This is a genomic window from Pedobacter sp. T50_32, from assembly GCF_057652195.1.
This window is the reverse complement of the sequence record NZ_JBYFBY010000005.1, coordinates 189,327-207,453: the sequence shown is the minus strand read 5'-3', so window position 1 is coordinate 207,453 and position 18,127 is coordinate 189,327. Positions and strand designations below refer to the sequence as shown.

At 37.4% G+C, this 18,127-nt stretch carries 14 protein-coding genes; 1 reads left to right on the top strand and 13 read right to left on the bottom strand.

Translation table 11 applies throughout. The features are described from left to right. Nucleotides 1-10 precede the first annotated feature (10 nt). From AC23ME_RS16015 to AC23ME_RS15960, 12 genes are all read right to left on the bottom strand, one after another. Complete coding sequence (locus AC23ME_RS16015) at nt 11-592, bottom strand: cytochrome c oxidase subunit 3 (protein WP_487728784.1); 582 nt, start codon at nt 590-592, stop codon at nt 11-13. 2 nt (nt 593-594) lie between these two features. Next, nucleotides 595-1,515, bottom strand: a complete 921-nt coding sequence (gene cyoE / locus AC23ME_RS16010) for a heme o synthase (protein WP_487728783.1) — start codon at nt 1,513-1,515, stop codon at nt 595-597. A 10-nt stretch (nt 1,516-1,525) separates the two neighbouring features. Then, nucleotides 1,526-2,587, bottom strand: coding sequence for a COX15/CtaA family protein (locus AC23ME_RS16005; protein ID WP_487728782.1), 1,062 nt, complete (start codon nt 2,585-2,587; stop codon nt 1,526-1,528). A gap of 97 nt (nt 2,588-2,684) precedes the next feature. Next, the gene (locus AC23ME_RS16000) at nt 2,685-4,556 is read right to left on the bottom strand and encodes a cytochrome c oxidase subunit I (protein WP_487728781.1); all 1,872 of its coding nucleotides are present in this window, start codon (nt 4,554-4,556) and stop codon (nt 2,685-2,687) included. Nucleotides 4,557-4,577: 21 nt separating this feature from the next. Then, on the bottom strand, nt 4,578-5,837 hold the full coding sequence (locus AC23ME_RS15995; RefSeq protein ID WP_487728780.1) for a cytochrome c oxidase subunit II: 1,260 nt from the start codon (nt 5,835-5,837) through the stop codon (nt 4,578-4,580). Nucleotides 5,838-5,893: 56 nt separating this feature from the next. Continuing rightward, nucleotides 5,894-7,135, bottom strand: a complete 1,242-nt coding sequence (locus AC23ME_RS15990; RefSeq protein ID WP_487728779.1) for a quinol:cytochrome C oxidoreductase — start codon at nt 7,133-7,135, stop codon at nt 5,894-5,896. Nucleotides 7,136-7,150: 15 nt separating this feature from the next. Next, nucleotides 7,151-7,756: a c-type cytochrome gene (locus AC23ME_RS15985; protein WP_487728778.1), complete on the bottom strand. Its 606-nt coding sequence runs from the start codon at nt 7,754-7,756 to the stop codon at nt 7,151-7,153. Further along, nucleotides 7,728-8,264, bottom strand: coding sequence for a DUF3341 domain-containing protein (locus tag AC23ME_RS15980; RefSeq protein ID WP_308849510.1), 537 nt, complete (start codon nt 8,262-8,264; stop codon nt 7,728-7,730). The genes AC23ME_RS15985 and AC23ME_RS15980 overlap by 29 nt, the downstream gene beginning before the upstream one ends. A gap of 2 nt (nt 8,265-8,266) precedes the next feature. Next, nucleotides 8,267-9,739, bottom strand: coding sequence for an NrfD/PsrC family molybdoenzyme membrane anchor subunit (nrfD, locus tag AC23ME_RS15975; RefSeq protein ID WP_308849511.1), 1,473 nt, complete (start codon nt 9,737-9,739; stop codon nt 8,267-8,269). 25 nt (nt 9,740-9,764) lie between these two features. Then, nucleotides 9,765-12,806, bottom strand: a complete 3,042-nt coding sequence (locus AC23ME_RS15970; protein WP_487728777.1) for a TAT-variant-translocated molybdopterin oxidoreductase — start codon at nt 12,804-12,806, stop codon at nt 9,765-9,767. 47 nt (nt 12,807-12,853) lie between these two features. Next, nucleotides 12,854-14,143 carry a cytochrome c3 family protein gene (locus AC23ME_RS15965; RefSeq protein ID WP_487728776.1) on the bottom strand — a complete coding sequence of 430 codons (1,290 nt, stop codon included), beginning with the start codon at nt 14,141-14,143 and terminating at the stop codon, nt 12,854-12,856. 254 nt (nt 14,144-14,397) lie between these two features. Then, nucleotides 14,398-15,378 (bottom strand): deoxyhypusine synthase family protein, encoded by a 981-nt coding sequence (locus AC23ME_RS15960; RefSeq protein WP_487728775.1) that lies wholly within the window; start codon nt 15,376-15,378, stop codon nt 14,398-14,400. A gap of 267 nt (nt 15,379-15,645) precedes the next feature. Here AC23ME_RS15960 and AC23ME_RS15955 point away from each other — a divergent pair, with 267 nt between their 5' ends. Beyond that, complete coding sequence (locus AC23ME_RS15955; protein WP_487728774.1) at nt 15,646-16,857, top strand: MFS transporter; 1,212 nt, start codon at nt 15,646-15,648, stop codon at nt 16,855-16,857. A gap of 69 nt (nt 16,858-16,926) precedes the next feature. Here the strand turns inward: AC23ME_RS15955 and AC23ME_RS15950 are convergent, their stop codons facing one another. Further along, complete coding sequence (locus tag AC23ME_RS15950; protein ID WP_487728773.1) at nt 16,927-17,976, bottom strand: hypothetical protein; 1,050 nt, start codon at nt 17,974-17,976, stop codon at nt 16,927-16,929. Between the last annotated feature and the right edge of the window lie 151 nt (nt 17,977-18,127).

Sequence of the window (18,127 nt, the reverse complement as noted above, 5' to 3'; positions counted from 1 at the left end):
TGTTAAAAAATTAACTGTTCAAAAGTAAAAAAACATATAGATAAATCCATAAGATATCTATAAAATGCCAAAAAATTGAGGCAATGTCTTGTTTAAATTCCGCTACTTCTTGCGAAACTTGTTTATAGCTACCTGCTATACTGTTGATTATGAAACCTAAACCTCCAACTATGTGCAACAAGTGAAATCCAGAAACTACATAAATCATTGAAATAGCGGCGTTATTATTCACCAAATTAGCACGTGTTTGCACTAAACTATCCCAACCTAAATACTGTAAAACACCAAAAGCAACACCTAAAACAAAGGTTACCCACAAAAATTGACGTTGTTTGCTCCTGTTTCCCTGTTTTAATGATCTAGCCGCTAAGAATAAAAAAACACTACTAGCTATCAAAACTATGGTGCTATAGGTAAAATACTGAGGCAATACTAAACCGTGCCCCTTACCTTTAGATGCCATAAAAACCAGGTAATAACTGGTCCAACCACCAAACATGATGGTTGATGAAACCACGAACAACCAAACCACAAATTTCTTAGATTTAAGGCTGATCGAGATTTCCTCTTGTTGTTGTATTGTACTCACCATCTTTAAACTACTAAATCAAACAATAAAATTAACTGTACCAAAGGGATGTAAAAGAACGAACAGAACATCACTTTTCTGGCACTTGGCAAATCCATCTTTACCATTAACTGATAAGCGTACCAAGCGAAAATTAAACCTAATACTACAGATACAGCGCCTATATAATATCCACCAAAACCGTAAAAATTTGGCAATAAACTCACTGGAATTAAAACTAAAGTACTTGCGAAAGTAATAACTGCACTTGTTTTATCTCTTTTCTTTGTTGGCAATAACCTAAATCCAGCCTTGCTGTAATCGTCATCTAATACCCAAGCAATAGACCAAAAATGTGGGAATTGCCATACAAACTGGATCAAAAACAAAATTAATGCGATTTGCAAATCTATCTGTGGACTATCCTTAGGTAATACGAATTGGATGCCTTCATTTCCCAAACCAGCAAAATAGCCAATTAGTGGTGGCAATGCTCCAGGAATTGCGCCTACAAAAACTGCTATTGGCGATTTTCTCTTCAGTGGTGTATAAGCAAATGCGTACAGCAAAATTGAAAAAACCGAAAGTAAACCTGTTTCTAGGTTCAATTTACCTAATAACCAAGTACCAATAATCCCCATCACCAAACCTGAAACCAAACCTTGACCAGTCGTCATTCTTCCAGCTGGCATAGGTCTGTCTTTGGTTCGCGACATCAATTTATCCAAATCGACTTCAATAATCTCATTGAAACAATTTGCCGCACCGGTAACCAAGAAACCTCCAACAATCAGAATCAGCCAGTTCTGCCAGTTAATTCCGTCGATCATATCTCTGGAAATTTGGATTTTCTGAGCCATCAAAAATGTAACAGACGCAGAGAATACAACCAAAAATGTTAGTCGGAATTTAATGAGTTTAGAAAAATCTGAAAAAAACTGTTTCAATTTTTAATATTTAAGCGGTTTTATAGGTTTTTGTTCTATAAACCAACAAGTACAAATAATATTGCAGGCTAAACATAATTGTAGAAAACAAAATATGTATTGCTTGCGCATATGGTGGTAAGCCTAGGTACGACAACAAAAAGCCCGATGCAATTTGTATAATTAGTACAACCATTAAATAATTGGCAGTAACTAAGGGCATCGCTTTTCCGCTAAACCTGTCTATCACCATTTTATAAACAATAAAATTGCTAATGCCTACCAAAATAGCTAAGTCTCTATGGTAAGAAAACACATCTCCTACTTTACTTACCCAAGTATTACGTCCATTATATGACAGCGATTTGGCAATGCTATCTATTGCTTCCCTAACTTCAGTTCCTAAAACCACTTGAAGAATAGATATCGCTATCGTAAAAAACAAAAATCCTTTAAGCCAAGTTATACGATACATAATTACTGTAGGCTCTTTATGTAGCTGCTTTGCATAATTATAGGTATAAATAGCTATGCCTAGAATTACGAGTGCCAAAAGCATGTGTATGGTAATTACCCATTGCGTTAGATTGGTAGAAACTACAATAGAACCTAACCAAGCTTGATAACCTACTACAATAATATTGAGCCAACTTAATACTACAATCCGTTTTGCTGTCTTCTTATAAGTAAAGGAAAGAACTGCTGTTATTAGTAAAAAAACGCCTAGAATAGCTCCTGTAAGTCTATTTACATATTCTGTCCAGGTTTTCGCAGCATTAAACTCTTCATGCACTAAGATCGACTTATCCTTCCTCAGGCTATCAGCCAATTTGTGCCTGCCCATACTTTCCAAGTATTTAGCAAACTTCTCGTTCTTCTTCTTTCTACCTTCTATATACTTAGTTTCATAATCGGCAGGAAGTTGACTAGCGGAAGTAGGTGGTATGTATTGATCGAAACATTTAGGCCAATCTGGGCAACCCATACCTGAACCTGTACTACGAACAATACCACCGGCCAAAATAACCACCAAAGTGGCAATAATGGTTATTAAATTAATCCTAATAAATCTATTTGCAGATTTAGCAATCATTGATGTGTGATAGATTTATAAAAATAAGGTACCTGTAAGTGTTTAAACAATTGCAGGTACCTTATTACATATTTTAGACAAAGTCTGTTACAGTACCTTATTCTTGTACTGGCTTGTTAGCTGCCTCCCACTCTTTCTGTATGCGCTCAGCTTCTTCGTTACCTTCAAAATCGTGAGGCAAGTTAGAGCTCATAGTTTCAGAGAATGGTACAGTTTGTGGAATGAAATCATCTTCCGCACCTGGCTTACTATAGTCATAAGGCCAACGGTAAACGGTTGGAATTTCACCCGGCCAGTTACCGTGTAAACGTTCTACTGGTGTAGTCCATTCTAAAGTGTTAGCTCCCCAAGGATTTTGAGTTGCCTTCTTACCTCTAAAAATAGAATAGAAGAAATTGAACAAGAAAGCAATTTGAGCCAAACCAGCAACAATTGCTGCCCAAGTTACAAATACGTTAACGGTTAACCATTTGTTCATAAACTCGAACTCGGTAAACGCATAGTAACGACGAGGAACACCATCTAAACCTAAGAAGTGTAGAGGAAAGAATACCAAGTACGCACAGATGAAAGTTAACCAGAAGTGTAAATAAGCTAACTTAGGGTTCATCATTCTACCAAACATTTTAGGGAACCAGTGATAAACACCTGCCAACATACCAAAGATAGCAGCAGAACCCATTACCAAGTGGAAGTGAGCCACTACGAAATAAGTATCGTGCAAGTTAATATCTAATGATGCATTACCTAAGAAAATACCAGTTAAACCACCAGAGATAAAGAAAGATACTAAACCAATTGCAAATAACATTGCTGGTGTAAATCTGATATTACCTCTCCAAAGCGTAGCTAAATAGTTAAATGTTTTTACCGCTGATGGTACCGCAATGATCAACGTAGTAATCATAAATACACCACCTAATAACGGGTTCATACCTGTTACAAACATATGGTGACCCCATACGATAAATGATAATACTGTGATACCAATTAGAGAGTAAACCATCGCATGGTAACCGAAGATTGGCTTTCTTGAGTTTACAGAAATAATCTCAGAAGAAATACCTAAGGCTGGCATAATTACAATATATACCTCTGGGTGACCTAAGAACCAAAATAAGTGTTGCCATAAAATTGGAGAACCACCTTCGTTTGGCATAATTTCAGTACCAAACACCATATCAGATAGATAGAAACTTGTACCAAAACTACGGTCGAATATTAATAGAACCACACCAGCTACTAACACTGGAAATGATAAAATACCTAAAACAGCCGTTAAGAATAATGCCCAGATCGTCAATGGCATTTTCCAAAGATCCATACCTTTTGTACGCATGTTCAAGATGGTAGCAACGTAGTTCAAACTTCCCATTAAAGAAGAGGCTACGAAAATCACCATACTGATTAACCACAAAGTCATACCGATTTGAGAACCAGGCATTGCCTTTGGTACAGCCGATAATGGAGGATAGATGGTCCAACCACCACTAGCAGGTCCTGTTTGTGTAAAGAAAGAAGCCATCATAATGATACAAGCTACTAGGAAGAACCAGTAAGAAAGCATGTTCATAAAAGGCGAAGCCATATCTCTAGCACCAACTTGCAAAGGAATTAACAAGTTACTGAAAGTACCACTTAAACCAGCTGTTAGTACAAAGAATACCATAATGGTACCATGGATTGTTACCAACGCCAAGAAAAAGTCGGGTTTAATTCTTCCTCCATCTGCCCATTTACCTAAAAATGTTTCTAACAAAGGAAAAGATTTATCTGGCCAAGCAAGCTGTAATCTAAATAAGATAGATAAAAGCATTGCGATAACTGCCATAATGATACCAGTTATTAAAAACTGCTTGGCAATCATTTTATGATCTTGACTAAATACGTATTTAGTTAAGAACGTTTCATGGTGATGGCCATGTCCATGATCGTCGTGGTGTGTATCGTGTAATGATATTGTTGACATAATAAGGTTTTTCCAGTATTATTATTTTTTTAAAGCTAATTGGTTTTTCACATCTAATTCTACCTTAGCAGCAGTAGCTGTAGTATCAGCTGGTGCTTCAGCAGTAGCTGCCGGAGCTGCCTCGTCTGCCACTACTGGCAAATTAAATGCTTTTCTTAAATCGTTGGTTAAATAAGGAGCTTGTTGGCTCAACCACTCTTTATATTCTGCTTCACTAACAACTCTTACATTTTTCTGCATGTTAAAGTGGTTGGCTCCGCAAATTTTAGCACATAATAAAATGTAGTTAAATTTCGGATCATTCAATTTTGTTCTCATCTCTTCGGTAGTAACCGTTGGAGTGAACTCAAAATAAGTTTGCATACCCGGCACAGTATTTAATTGCACTCTAAAGTGAGGCATATAAAAACTGTGGATTACGTCTTTACTTGCTAAAGTGAAACGAACTGGTTTATTAACCGGAAGTACAATTTCATCAGCCAATAAATCATCTAAGCTATTTTTATCGTTAAAATCGATACCTAAACCATTGATAGCTGTTGTTAACTTGTAGTTTCTTTTACCTACGATAGCATCTGCTCCTGGATAACGGATATCCCATAAGAACTGAGATGAAACTACCTCAATGTTCAATGGTCTGTTATTTGGATCTTCTGCTTTATAGAAAATAGATCTCCAAGTTAAAAAGCCTTTCAACACCAACAAAGTCAAAACTAAAGCTGGAACGATAGTCCAAATTTTCTCGATAGTATTGTTATGTGGATAGTAATATGCTTTTCTCTTAGCAGAGTATCTGTAGATGTAAGCGAATACAAATAATACAATGTGAGTTAGAATAAATACAATAGTAGTAATGATTAATGTTAGTTTGAATATTTCATCAATACGCTTTCCATGCTCAGATGCTGCTTCTTGCATATGAGAGATCATGCTACCATGTACCGAGTATTCCCAATAAACACCATATAATCCTACTACTAAAAATAGTGCAAAAATTATTGCGTTTACGGTATCCCAGTTTATTCCTTCTGGCTTACCTTGTGTTTCGCGAGTAAGCTCGTATACTTTTAAAGCCTTACCTACAATTGCAATGAATAAACATAGCAGCAAGAACAACAATACATAAAATAATGCTGATTTATGTATTGGTCCCATATCTACAGGTTTAGCCGGAGCGGCTGCTGCTGCTTCTTGAGCAAAGGCACTAGCGCTAGAGAATACGGTAAATATTACCGCTAGGGCTGCCATTGTTTTATTAACTATTAATTTTCTTAAACTCATTTTCTTTAAAAGTAGTACGATGTACTGTTTTATATTATTTGTTTAATTGGTACTGATTATAAATGGTGGTTTAAACTCTCTTGTAAGAAAGGGTGATTTTTTGCCACCAATGGTTTTTTGCTTAATGCGCTTAAAACGGTAAAGGTAAATAAACCTATAAAACCTGCTGCTATACCTAGCTCTAAAATTCCGAAACCACTACCATCTTTAGCACCAAATTCGAATATACCTGGCATAATCATTTGGTAGTAATCTACCCAGTGACCACATACTACGATGATAGATACTGTCAACAATAGGTTCTCACTTCTTTTGTTATCACGATCCATTAATAATAATAATGGAGTTAAGAAGTTTAACACGATGTTAAGATAGAACCAAAACTCGTAGCTGTTAAAACGCTTGTGGAAATATACTGTCTCTTCAGACATGTTGGCATAGTAGATCAATAAGAATTGAGCAAACCAAACATAGGTCCAGAAGATAGAGAAACCGAAAATAAACTGACCTAAATTGTGTAGGTGACTGTTATTAACCCAGCTCATATAGCCTGATTTTCTCAATAAGATAATAGTGATAGCAATAATAGCTAACGTACTTACCCACATTGATGCGAAATTGTACCAACCAAACATAGTTGAGAACCAGTGTGCTTCTAATGACATGATGTTATCAAAAGCGAAAATTGGTGTAGTAAATCCGTAGATTACTAAGAAAATACAAGAGTATTTAAAGCTCTTATTGTATGATGTTAATCCGCCAGTTAAATCTTCGTTATACGACCACTTAGTTACAAAATGAGCAAACAAAGCGTACGAGCCCATAAACACTACCTGTCTAATCATAAAGAAAGGTACGTTTAAGAAAATTGCCTTACCTGCAATAATTTTATCGTAGTTAGGCGAGTTAGGATCTGTTAAACCCTCTGCATGCCAGTGATGGTATAAGTTATGAGTGTATAAACCTAATCCGGTAATAACGATTAAGATTAAAGCTGCTATTGGTAAAGTTTTTGCCATAGCTTGCGGTACACGTAAAATAGATGCCGACCATCCAGCTTGTGCAACAAACTGAATTGCTAAAAAGAAAGTAGCCGACATACATACGCAAGCGAAGTAATAGCCCATCAACAATAGATTGGCATAAGTACGCTCGTGCATTTGATGTGCATGTTCGTGATTAAAAAACAAGCCGTAAGCTATTGTTAAAATACCAACTGCGATACCAACAATACTCAGGATTTTTGCTTTTCCAGTAAACTCAAACTGTTCACTTAAATTATAATGATGAGTTCCCATTTATATCTGCTTTTCTTATTTTTTTTGTAATTGTTGAACATACATCACCACTTTCCATCTTTCGTCTGGGCTAAGTTGCGAAGCATGAGATCCCATTGCATTTAAACCATACATGATAGTGTGGTAAATTTTTCCTGCAGGCATATCTTGCATTAAACCACCACGAGATGAATTTGCATCAGCACCGTGATATGAAGGCACACCTGAGATACCTTTATCCAACTTAACGATATGACCTTGACCATCTCCGGTATCACCGTGGCAAGGCGCACAGAAAACTGTGTAAAAGTGCTTTCCTTCTGCCAAGTTTTTCTCTGTTAACGCCAATGGATTTACCAAAGCTACAGATGCCTCATAACCTTCTTTAGTGTTAGGATATTCGTATCTGATATAGTCAACAGGAGTTGTATTGGGTGGCGGTGTTTGTGAAGTTGCACCGTTAGCAAAATTCTTATTTGGCTGATCCTGATTGTAAGCAATAGGATCGTACATGTTTCTTGCGAACTCTAAGCCTGTGCTCTTGTTATCTCTACAAGCCGAAAGCATTGCTACAGAAGCTAATAAGCCGAATGCTCCTAAAACAAATTTATTCTTATTCATAGCTAATATACTTCCTTTCATTATGCTTAACTTCTAGAGCTCCTGCACTTTTTAAAAGTTCATCAATTTTATCATGTTCTGCATTTTGTTTTGCATCAATTGCAATTACAAAACGATCATCAGTTGCACGTAAATCCATTACTCTTGGCGCTCTACCCGGGAATAAGTGAGTAGATGCATAGTAAGATCCAACTAGACCAAACGCACAGAACAAAATAGTTAACTCGAACGTAATTGGCACAAAGTCTGGAAAAGCAAAGTGCGTTTTACCTCCGATATTTACTGGCCAATCTACTACTGTAGCTAAATAAACCCCAGTAAGCATTGTAATTGTACCTGTTATTCCGAAAAAGAAAGCGGCAATATCTAATCTAGATCTTTTAACGCCTAATTTCGCTTCGATACCGTGAATAGGCATTGGTGTATAAACATCATAAATAGAGATGTTATTTTCCTGCAATTTCTTGATGCCTGTTAGCATCTCATCAGGATCGCCAAAGCTGCCTAAAATATATTTGATATTACTCATTGTTATATTTTTGCGTATTCTTCTTGTTTAACACTATCAAATTTCTCTAAAGATTCGATGTACTCTTGTACATGCTCTTTATCTAGGTTTCCTTCTTTAATCAATTTCATCTTAGATTGCTCACTTGAGCTCTTCAAGATCATTTTAACCTCTGCAATTGCAATAGAAGGTAATACTCTTAGGAATAATAGGAACAAGGTGAAGAATACACCAATTGAACCTACGAACACGCCCACATCAACCCAAGTTGGAGAGAACATTGTCCAGCTTGATGGTAAGTAATCACGGTGTAATGAAGTTACAATGATTACGAAACGCTCAAACCACATACCGATGTTTACTACAATAGACAATACCCAAGTAGCTGCAATGTTAGTACGGATTTTCTTGAACCACAACAACTGCGGAGAAATTACGTTACAAGTCATCATTAACCAGTACGACCAAGCAAATGGACCCGAGATACGGTTTTGGAACGCATACATTTCGTACTGTGAACCTGAATACCAAGCGATGAATAACTCTGTTAAGTAAGCCACACCTACAATTGAACCAGTTAAAATGATGATTTTGTTCATCGATTCGATGTGGAACATGGTGATGTAGTTTTCTAAACCTAATACTTTACGTACTACCAATAATAAAGTCAATACCATTGCGAAACCTGAGAAAATCGCACCTGCCACAAAGTATGGAGGGAAGATGGTAGTGTGCCATCCTGGGATTACTGAAGTTGCAAAGTCCATTGATACAATGGTGTGTACCGAAAGTACTAGTGGTGTAGAAATACCTGCTAAGATTAACGATACTGCCTCAAAACGTTGCCAAGTTTTTACGCTACCTGTCCAACCGAATGAGAAGATAGTATATACTTTTTTACGAACGCCTGTTGCTCTATCTCTAATTGTTGCGATATCTGGTAATAAACCTGTGTACCAGAATAATAATGATACAGAGAAATAAGTTGAGATCGCAAACATATCCCACACTAATGGAGAGTTAAAGTTTACCCAAAGTGAACCGAATTGGTTTGGTAAAGGTAATACCCAATATGCTAACCAAGGACGACCCATGTGTGATACAACGTATGTAGCGGCACAAATAACGGCGAAAATTGTCATCGCCTCTGCCGAACGGTTGATTGAGTTACGCCAGTTCTGACGGAAGAGTAATAATACCGCTGAAATAAGTGTTCCAGCGTGACCAATACCCACCCACCATACGAAACCAGTGATATCCCAAGCCCAACCTACTGTTTTATTTAATCCCCAAGCACCAATACCAAACCAGAACGTATAGCCTACTGAAACTACCCAAAGTGTAGCTCCGCAAAGTGCAAGGATAAATCCAATCCACCAAGCCTTGTTAGGTTTGTTTTCTACCGGAGATAAGATCTCTTCCGTAATTCGGGCATACGTGATGTCCTTTCCGGTAATTAATGGTTCTCTTAAAATTGATTCGTTATGTCCTGCCATAATCTATATTACTGTAAGTAGCAGCTTACGCGTGTACTTCTTTTGTTTCTGAATCTATGTTTCTAATTTTTGTCATGTAACCAATACCTGGCTCAACGTTGATTTCCTCTAGTACGTAGTAAGTACGCTCGCTACGTAATGCTTTAGAAACTTCCGAATTCGGATCGTTTTTATCACCGAAGATGATTGCGTTGGCAGAACATGCCTCTTGACAAGCCATTTTGATATCGCCATCTTTCAATGCACGTTTTTCTAATTTGGCAGTTAATTTACCAGCTTGGATACGTTGGATACACATTGAGCATTTCTCCATTACACCACGAGAACGGGTAGTAACATCTGGATTTAATACTAATTGAGTAAACTCGTTGTTCAAGTAGTTATCGAAACGTGAATCGTTCCAGTAGTTAAACCAGTTGAAACGACGTACTTTGTATGGACAGTTGTTTGCACAGTAACGAGTACCTACGCAACGGTTGTAAGCCATGTGGTTTAAACCGTCTGAAGAGTGTACTGTTGCCAATACCGGACATACAGTTTCGCAAGGTGCGTGATCACAATGTTGACATAACATTGGTTGGTGCACTACAGAAACGTTCTCTAGATTATCTAAATGAGCAATTTCTTTCTCTTCAGTTACCGAACCATGTTGCTCATCGTTAAAGCTATAGTAACGATCAATACGTAACCAGTGCATTTCACGACGACGGCGAACCTCATCTTTACCTACAACTGGAATGTTGTTTTCTACGTTACAAGCAACGATACATGAACCACAACCTGTACAAGCATTCAAATCGATTGCCATTACCCAGTTGTTGCCCAACATTTCGTGTTTATCTGTAGTCCACAAATCGTACACTTTATGTTTATGGTGGTTACCAGAACCAGCCATTGGATCTTTCAAGAAATCTTTGAAAGTAGCTTCGCGAACGATGTTTCTACCTTCGAAAGAGTAGTGAGTTTGAGTTTGTGCTAACTCAGACCATACACCAGTACCAGTTAAAGTAGCAGTAGTTGCATACTTCATTGTACCGTTAGCATAAGTTACAAATGGGAAAGCATTTTTACCTACGTTGTTACCTGCTTTACCAGCTTTAGTACGACCATAACCTAAAGCTACAGATGCTGTACCCATTGCTTGTCCTGGTTGGAACAATACTGGTAAATCGATAGTATATCCGTTTTCAGCTTTAATGCTTACTACATCAAATTCTTTGTAACCTAATTTCTCTGCTTGTTTAGGGTTTAAAGCAACATAGTTATCCCAAGTTACTTTAGTTACCGGACAAGGAAACTCTTGCAAGAATGCGTTGTTTGCTTGTTTACCATCACGCATCGGAACGCTTTCAAAAATTTGAAGCTCGATATCTTTTTTCAATGCTTTGCTGCTCGCTACAATAGCTGCTGCAACTGCATCCAGTGATAAAGTAAAGCCATAGCTACCAACTGCTCTTGGAGCCGCAGAAACTACACCTGTTTGCAATACATCTTTCCAAGTTTTACCTGCTGCTGGCAAAATATTTTTCTCCCAGTAGTTACGCACGTATTGGTAGTAATCTTGTACTGGAGCATCTGCCCAAGTTAACAAGCTTTGCTCTGCCTGACGAGAGTTGAAAACTGGATTGATTGTTGGTTGAACGATTGAGTAGAAACCTTCGTAAGTGTTAGCATCACCCCAAGCCTCTAAATAGTTAGGTGTAATTGCAACTACATCAGAAAGATCTGCAGTCTCGTCTTCTCTATCAGAGAAAGAAACTTTTAATGCAACTTTTGCTAAACCATCAGTGAAAGCTTTTGCGTTGATCGCATCGTAAGCAGGGTTCGAATTCAAGAAGAAAACAGCACCTACATCACCTTTATTCATTTCGTCAACTAACAATGCGAATTCGGCATCATTACCTTCGTAACGTTTACAAGGATTATCTAAATCGATAGTAGTACCGTAGCTACCAATTGCTACGTTAATAGCATTTACCAAAGTTTGTACAGAAACATCGTTAGAACCAGCTACTAATAAAGCCTTTCCTTTGTTCTGTAATAATTCTTTAGCTACTAATTTAATTGCTTTATCAGCGTTAGCGTTATCTGGCAAGCCAGCACCTGGTAAACTAGCACCAGTAATTGCATTGTATAAAGCTATTAAAGCAGGTCCTTCTTCAGATAATTTTAAAGCAATACGAGTATCGGCGTTAGTACCTGTTAAACTCATACCAGCTTCAAACTGGAAGTGACGAGACATTTTCTTTTTCTCTAACGATTTGTAATCTCTGTTAGAAGTATATTGAGCAGTAAATTCTTCGCCGCTAATCCAAGTTCCTAAGAAATCGGCTGCAAAGCTTACAATTAAATCTGCTTTTTCGAAGTTGTATTTAGGTAACACTGCTTTACCGAAGCTGTTCTCATTAGCTTTGATGATACCAGTGTAAGAAATTGGATCGTACTGAACCAATTTAGCTGTAGGATATTTAGCCGTAAATTCTGTTACTACCGCTTTAGCCGATGGGCTATTTAAAGAGCTAGCAACAATACGGATTTGCTTACCCGAAGCCTGTACTTTGTTCAATTCGCCTTTTACGAATTTATCCAAATCAGCCCAAGTAGTTTCATCCTTCTTTAACAAAGGATTTTTTAGTTTAGAAACATCGTACAAATCTAACACCGAAGCTTGCGCTTGTGCATCTGTACCACAGTTAAACGTTCCTGCATTAGGGTTAGCCTCAATTTTAATTGGACGACCTACTACAGTTTTAACCATTACACTGTTTCCTTTGAAACTAGAAACATAAAAGTTAGGAATACCTGGAGTTACCTCTTCTGGTCTAACTAAGTAAGGAATTGATTTGTGTACCGGTGCTTTTTGACACGCAGCTAAAGTTACAGCTCCTAAACCAAAACCTAGTGCCTTTAAAAAGTCACGGCGTGGGGTAACTGTACTTAGTCCTGCTTCACTTAAAACATCTTCTATTGGAAGCGGCTCGGCAAATTCGCTTTTGTTGTTTTCAACAAACTCGGGAGTTTTATTCAACTCCTCCAAACCTTTCCAGTATTTTTTGTTGCTTTCCATTTAAGCTATATTACTGTTTATCGAACGTTCTTAAAAAACTCTATTTATTAATAATGGCACTTACCACACTCTAAACCACCCAACAACGCTGGTGTAATTTTCTCACCTTTTTTGATTTTCTCGTGAGCTGCAATTACGTTAGCATAGAAAGCATCGTTTTTCTTGCCAGAGATATCAGCATCTTTGTGACAGTTCACACACCATTTCATGGTTAGTGGAGAATATTGATAAACTTCTTCCATTGTGTTAACTGGACCGTGACAAGCGAAACAAACTGGATCTTTAGGGTTCAAACCTGCTTCTTTACGGATAGCTTCCTCACCTACTACTACGTGTTGAGAGTGGTTAAAGTAAGCGAAATCTGGCAAGTTGTGAACACGTACCCACTCAATTGGCTGTTCTTTAGTCTTATCGTAAGTTTGAGTATCTGGGTTATAGCCCAAAGCGTTATAGATTTTTTGAATTTCTGGAGATATCAAACCATCATCTGTTCTTGCTTGTACGTTTTTATGACAGTTCATACAAACGTTTAACGAAGGAATAGTTGAGTTTTTAGATTTGAAAGCACCAGTATGGCAATACTGACAATCGATTTGATTGATACCAGCGTGTAACTCGTGAGAGAATTTGATTGGCTGTGTTGGTTGATATCCAGTGTGAACACCAGTTTCCCACATGCCCATCCAACCGAATGAACCTAACACCATTACCAAGCATAATACGGTAAAGAATACAAATTTCTTGTTTTTAAATAAGCCTTTAACGCCAGTAACTAAAGAAACATTTTCTTCTTCTGTTACAACAATACCTTGTTTTTCAAGGATTAGACGCTCAAGCATTTTAACCGCTCTACCTAAAACCACCAATACAATAATAGAAAGAACGATGATGGCAATTACACCTGCAATTGAAAGACTAGAAACGCCTTCATCTACAGCAACCGGACCAGCTTCTGCCGCTTTCTTAGGCTCACCTTCTTTAGCATAAGCGATGATACTTTTGATTTGATCATCAGTTAAAGTTGGGAAAGCTGTCATCTCTGACGGAGAGAATTTAGCAGCTTCGATAGCCTGCGCATTACCCGAAGCAATCAAAGCTTGGTTGTTTCTAATCCATGGGATTAAATACGATTCTTCCAAAGATTGCACTTTGGGAGTTAATGCTGGGCCAGTACCATCGTGATCCAATGCGTGACAAGAAGCACACTTAGACTTGAATAAAGTCCTTCCTTCTACAACATCTTGCGCTTTCGATACATTTACAGTTAAAAAAGATAGGGCAGCTAATATGAATGTCGCTTTTCTAAGTTTTTTAAGTCCGAATGAGATATTCCTCATAATGAGTATTTTATGCTTTATTTTGAAATAAAATTGTTAATCTAAGTGATGAATGATGATTTACCTCTCAGAAATAATGGGACAAAAGTAAGCTTTATTAGCATACCAATGACATATTAATGACAGTGAAATACAATTTATAATCATTCTAAACTATTGCGTTTTTATAGGCTAGCACTAAATAAATCGGCGATTTTTATCAAATCGCCGACATTGATCAGGTTATTTTCTGACCGTGATATTTTGATTTTTAATTATTGCTTCAAAATCCAAGCAAACATTAATGGCGCTACAATTGTTGCATCACTTTCTACTATAAATTTAGGCGTATTAATATCCAATTTTCCCCACGTAATCTTCTCATTTGGAACAGCTCCCGAGTAAGAACCATACGATGTAGTAGAGTCTGAAATTTGGCAGAAATAGCTCCAGAAAGGAATGTTTTCCATCTCCATATCTTGGTAAAGCATAGGTACTACACAGATAGGGAAATCTCCTGCAATACCACCGCCAATTTGAAAGAAACCAATACCCTTACCGTCAGAATTAGCAATATACCAATCGGCTAACCAACCCATGTATTCGATACCGCTTTTCATGGTAGAAGCGCTCATTTCCTTTTTCATTACATAAGAAGCGAAGATGTTACCCATGGTGCTATCTTCCCATCCTGGCACTACAATTGGCAAGTTTTTCTCAGCCGCAGCTAACATCCAAGAGTTTTTAGGATCGATCTCGTAATATTGCTCCAACACACCGCTCAACAACATTTTGTACATAAACTCATGCGGAAAATAACGCTCACCTTTATCGTCAGCATCTTTCCAAATAGCATGGATGTGTTTTTGCAAACGACGGAAAGCTTCTTCTTCAGGAATACAAGTATCCGTAACGCGGTTGTAGTGATTTTCTAACAAATCCCACTCATCTTGCGGACTTAAATCACGGTAGTTAGGCACTCTTTTATAGTGTGAATGAGCAACAAGGTTCATGATATCCTCTTCTAAATTGGCTCCTGTACAAGAAATAATAGAAACTTTATCTTGTCTAATCATTTCTGCCAGCGAAATACCCAACTCTGCAGTACTCATCGCTCCAGCTAGAGTAATCATCATTTTACCACCTTCGTCTAAATGTGTTTCGTAGCCTTTAGCTGCGTCCATCATTGCGGCAGCGTTAAAGTGGAGATAATTAGTCTCCATGAATTTCGATATTGGTCCTCTGTTAGTACTCATTTTATATTCATTTTGTTTTCGGCGCAAAAGTACAAATGATTTACGGTTTTAGCTTTACGATTTACGAATTGATTTAAAAGCATCTTAAATGAACCACATAGGCACATAGTGATTATAATTTTGCAAATATCTTTTAACATGCATAAAACAATCGAAGTTAGATGCAAACCTCAAAATCAATTAACCGATTTAAACAGTTTAATCAATTAACCTTTAATATTACAGCAATAAGAAAATACTTAGCTTTGCACAAATCCTTTCGTTATTATGAATTCAAATCCATCAGATATTAGTAAACCAAACGCAACTGTATACCCCATTCTATTTGCTTTAAGTTTTTCTCATCTTCTTAATGATACTATCCAATCTTTAATACCAGCCATCTATCCGCTAGTTAAAAATTCCTACCACCTTACTTTTTCTCAAATTGGATTAATTACCTTAACTTTTCAATTGGCGGCATCTTTATTTCAGCCATTTGTAGGTTTATATACCGATAAAAAACCTCAACCCTTTTCTTTAGCCATAGGGATGGGATTTACGTTAATAGGTCTAATCACATTATCTCTTTCAAATAGTTTTTATTTAATTCTATTCTCGGTAGCCTTGGTAGGTACCGGGTCTTCCATTTTTCATCCGGAGGCTTCTAGAATGGCACATGCCGCATCTGGCGGGAAAAGAGGCTTGGCACAATCGGTATTTCAATTAGGTGGTAATGCAGGAAGTTCGATCGGCCCTCTTCTAGCCGCTTGGATTATTGTTCCAAAAGGGCAGTTTAGTGTAATTTGGTTTTCGGTAATTGCTTTGCTGGCAATTATGGTACTGAGTTATGTAGGTAAATGGTATAAAGGTTACATCATTAATCGCGAAGCTAAAAAGAGCAATTTAGCTGTTGAGGGGCATCAACTCCCTAAAAAAACTGTAATTTCTGCAATTGTAATTTTACTGATTTTGATTTTCTCAAAGTACTTCTATATGGCTAGTTTGACTAGTTATTTTACCTTTTATATGATTGATAAGTTCCACGTATCAGTACAAACTTCGCAGATTTATTTGTTTGTGTTTTTGTTCTCGGTTGCCGCCGGAACTTTATTGGGCGGTCCAATTGGCGATAAAATTGGACGCAAATATGTGATTTGGGTATCCATTTTAGGTGCAGCACCTTTTGCGTTGCTATTACCTCACGCCAATTTATTTTGGACGGGTGTTTTAATTGTTCCTATCGGGATGATTTTAGCGTCTGCATTTTCGGCAATTTTAGTGTATGCACAAGAGTTAATCCCCGGAAAAGTTGGCTTGGTTGCTGGCTTATTCTTCGGCTTCGCCTTTGGCATGGGCGGCTTAGGTTCTGCTTTGATTGGAAATTTAGCCGACAAAACAAGCATCAACTATGTTTTTTCTGTATGTGCTTATTTACCTTTGATTGGCTTGATTACGATGTTTTTACCAAACATCAGCACTACGAGAAGAAAGAAATAAATCTAATTAGATACACAAAAGCGCATTAAACAAATTGTCTAATGCGCTTTTATTTTGTATTACCGAACTTTAGTTCAACGCCCCCAAAAATGCTTGCGTATGATGGTCCAAGAATTTCTTAGCTGCATCGTAAACACCTGCTGCATATTTTTTGCCATCTACTTCTATAACCTTGTTACTTTCGGAAGTTCTGTTTTCTGGCGTGAAGTAAGTTCCATACATAGAACCCATGTAGTTAAGACCACCACTTGCAGAACTCTTAATTTTTGTGTCTTCTATCACATCGTTAATTTCTAACGGCTTTGATAACTGCCCGCTATAGCTAGTTGTAGCGGCCAAACCCATTTTACCATGGCTGAAGTTAACCGTGCTGTTAATGGCGGTTACGCTATTTTGCCCCTTCATTCTAATAAACGAATCATTGTCTGCCATTACGATAGCTTCTGTATCTGCAATGCGCAGATTGGTTGCAATTTTTATAGCAGCACCATTACCTTGAAAAGCAGTTTTATCCTCCACAAACATTACATATATATTTACATCGGCAATAATGGCATCATCTAAAGCTTTTGATAGTTTAGGGTACAGAAAAGACGCATTGCCTAAAAAACCTCCGCTTTTTGTTTTTCCATCTTCCTTAACTTTTTTCACGAACCACTCGTAGCCAGTTGGCGCAGTAGTTAAGGTACCTGGAAATTGTGCCAAACTCAACTTACCTCCTTGCATCCTCACATAATCTTCATACACATCGGTTTTACCAGCTTCTTCTGCACTTACAACTTGTAAACCTTTTGCCTTTAACTGAGCCAAAAAATCTTGATACAATTTATCTGTAACCTGCTGCACATCGGTTTCTGTTAAACCAGCTAAACCTACAGAAGCCTCGGCTTTCGCATCTCCTCTTTGTCCGCCGCCAAGCATACGCCCACCCTGTTTAAATTTTTGCTTTTCGTTATAGATTTGATAGTTCACAGCGAAGTTTGAGATATAAATCTTCTTTGCATCCTTTGCCTTACCTAAACCGTATTTGGTTTCCTTTGGCTTAAACTCACCCAACGTTTGTGCACTAGCGCTTATAGAGAAAGCAGCAATAAGTGCTAATAATAATTTTGTTTTCATCTGTCTTTAGCTGATTGATTTCGACAGCTAAATTGCATAGACTAGATGTTTAGTTCTATACCGCGTAATACGGATTTGATATCCGTGTTTTTGCGTAGATAAGAATATACTAGAAACAAAAAAGCCTCGCTAGAAATCTAACAAGGCTTTA

Coding starts and splice junctions, on each gene's coding strand:
- AC23ME_RS16015 (WP_487728784.1), bottom strand. CDS start 592: ATGGTGAGTACAATACAACAACAAGAGGAAATCTCGATCAGCCTTAAA.
- AC23ME_RS16005 (WP_487728782.1), bottom strand. CDS start 2,587: ATGATTGCTAAATCTGCAAATAGATTTATTAGGATTAATTTAATAACC.
- AC23ME_RS16000 (WP_487728781.1), bottom strand. CDS start 4,556: ATGTCAACAATATCATTACACGATACACACCACGACGATCATGGACAT.
- AC23ME_RS15995 (WP_487728780.1), bottom strand. CDS start 5,837: ATGAGTTTAAGAAAATTAATAGTTAATAAAACAATGGCAGCCCTAGCG.
- AC23ME_RS15990 (WP_487728779.1), bottom strand. CDS start 7,135: ATGGGAACTCATCATTATAATTTAAGTGAACAGTTTGAGTTTACTGGA.
- AC23ME_RS15985 (WP_487728778.1), bottom strand. CDS start 7,756: ATGAAAGGAAGTATATTAGCTATGAATAAGAATAAATTTGTTTTAGGA.
- AC23ME_RS15980 (WP_308849510.1), bottom strand. CDS start 8,264: ATGAGTAATATCAAATATATTTTAGGCAGCTTTGGCGATCCTGATGAG.
- nrfD (WP_308849511.1), bottom strand. CDS start 9,739: ATGGCAGGACATAACGAATCAATTTTAAGAGAACCATTAATTACCGGA.
- AC23ME_RS15970 (WP_487728777.1), bottom strand. CDS start 12,806: ATGGAAAGCAACAAAAAATACTGGAAAGGTTTGGAGGAGTTGAATAAA.
- AC23ME_RS15965 (WP_487728776.1), bottom strand. CDS start 14,143: ATGAGGAATATCTCATTCGGACTTAAAAAACTTAGAAAAGCGACATTC.
- AC23ME_RS15960 (WP_487728775.1), bottom strand. CDS start 15,378: ATGAGTACTAACAGAGGACCAATATCGAAATTCATGGAGACTAATTAT.
- AC23ME_RS15955 (WP_487728774.1), top strand. CDS start 15,646: ATGAATTCAAATCCATCAGATATTAGTAAACCAAACGCAACTGTATAC.
- AC23ME_RS15950 (WP_487728773.1), bottom strand. CDS start 17,976: ATGAAAACAAAATTATTATTAGCACTTATTGCTGCTTTCTCTATAAGC.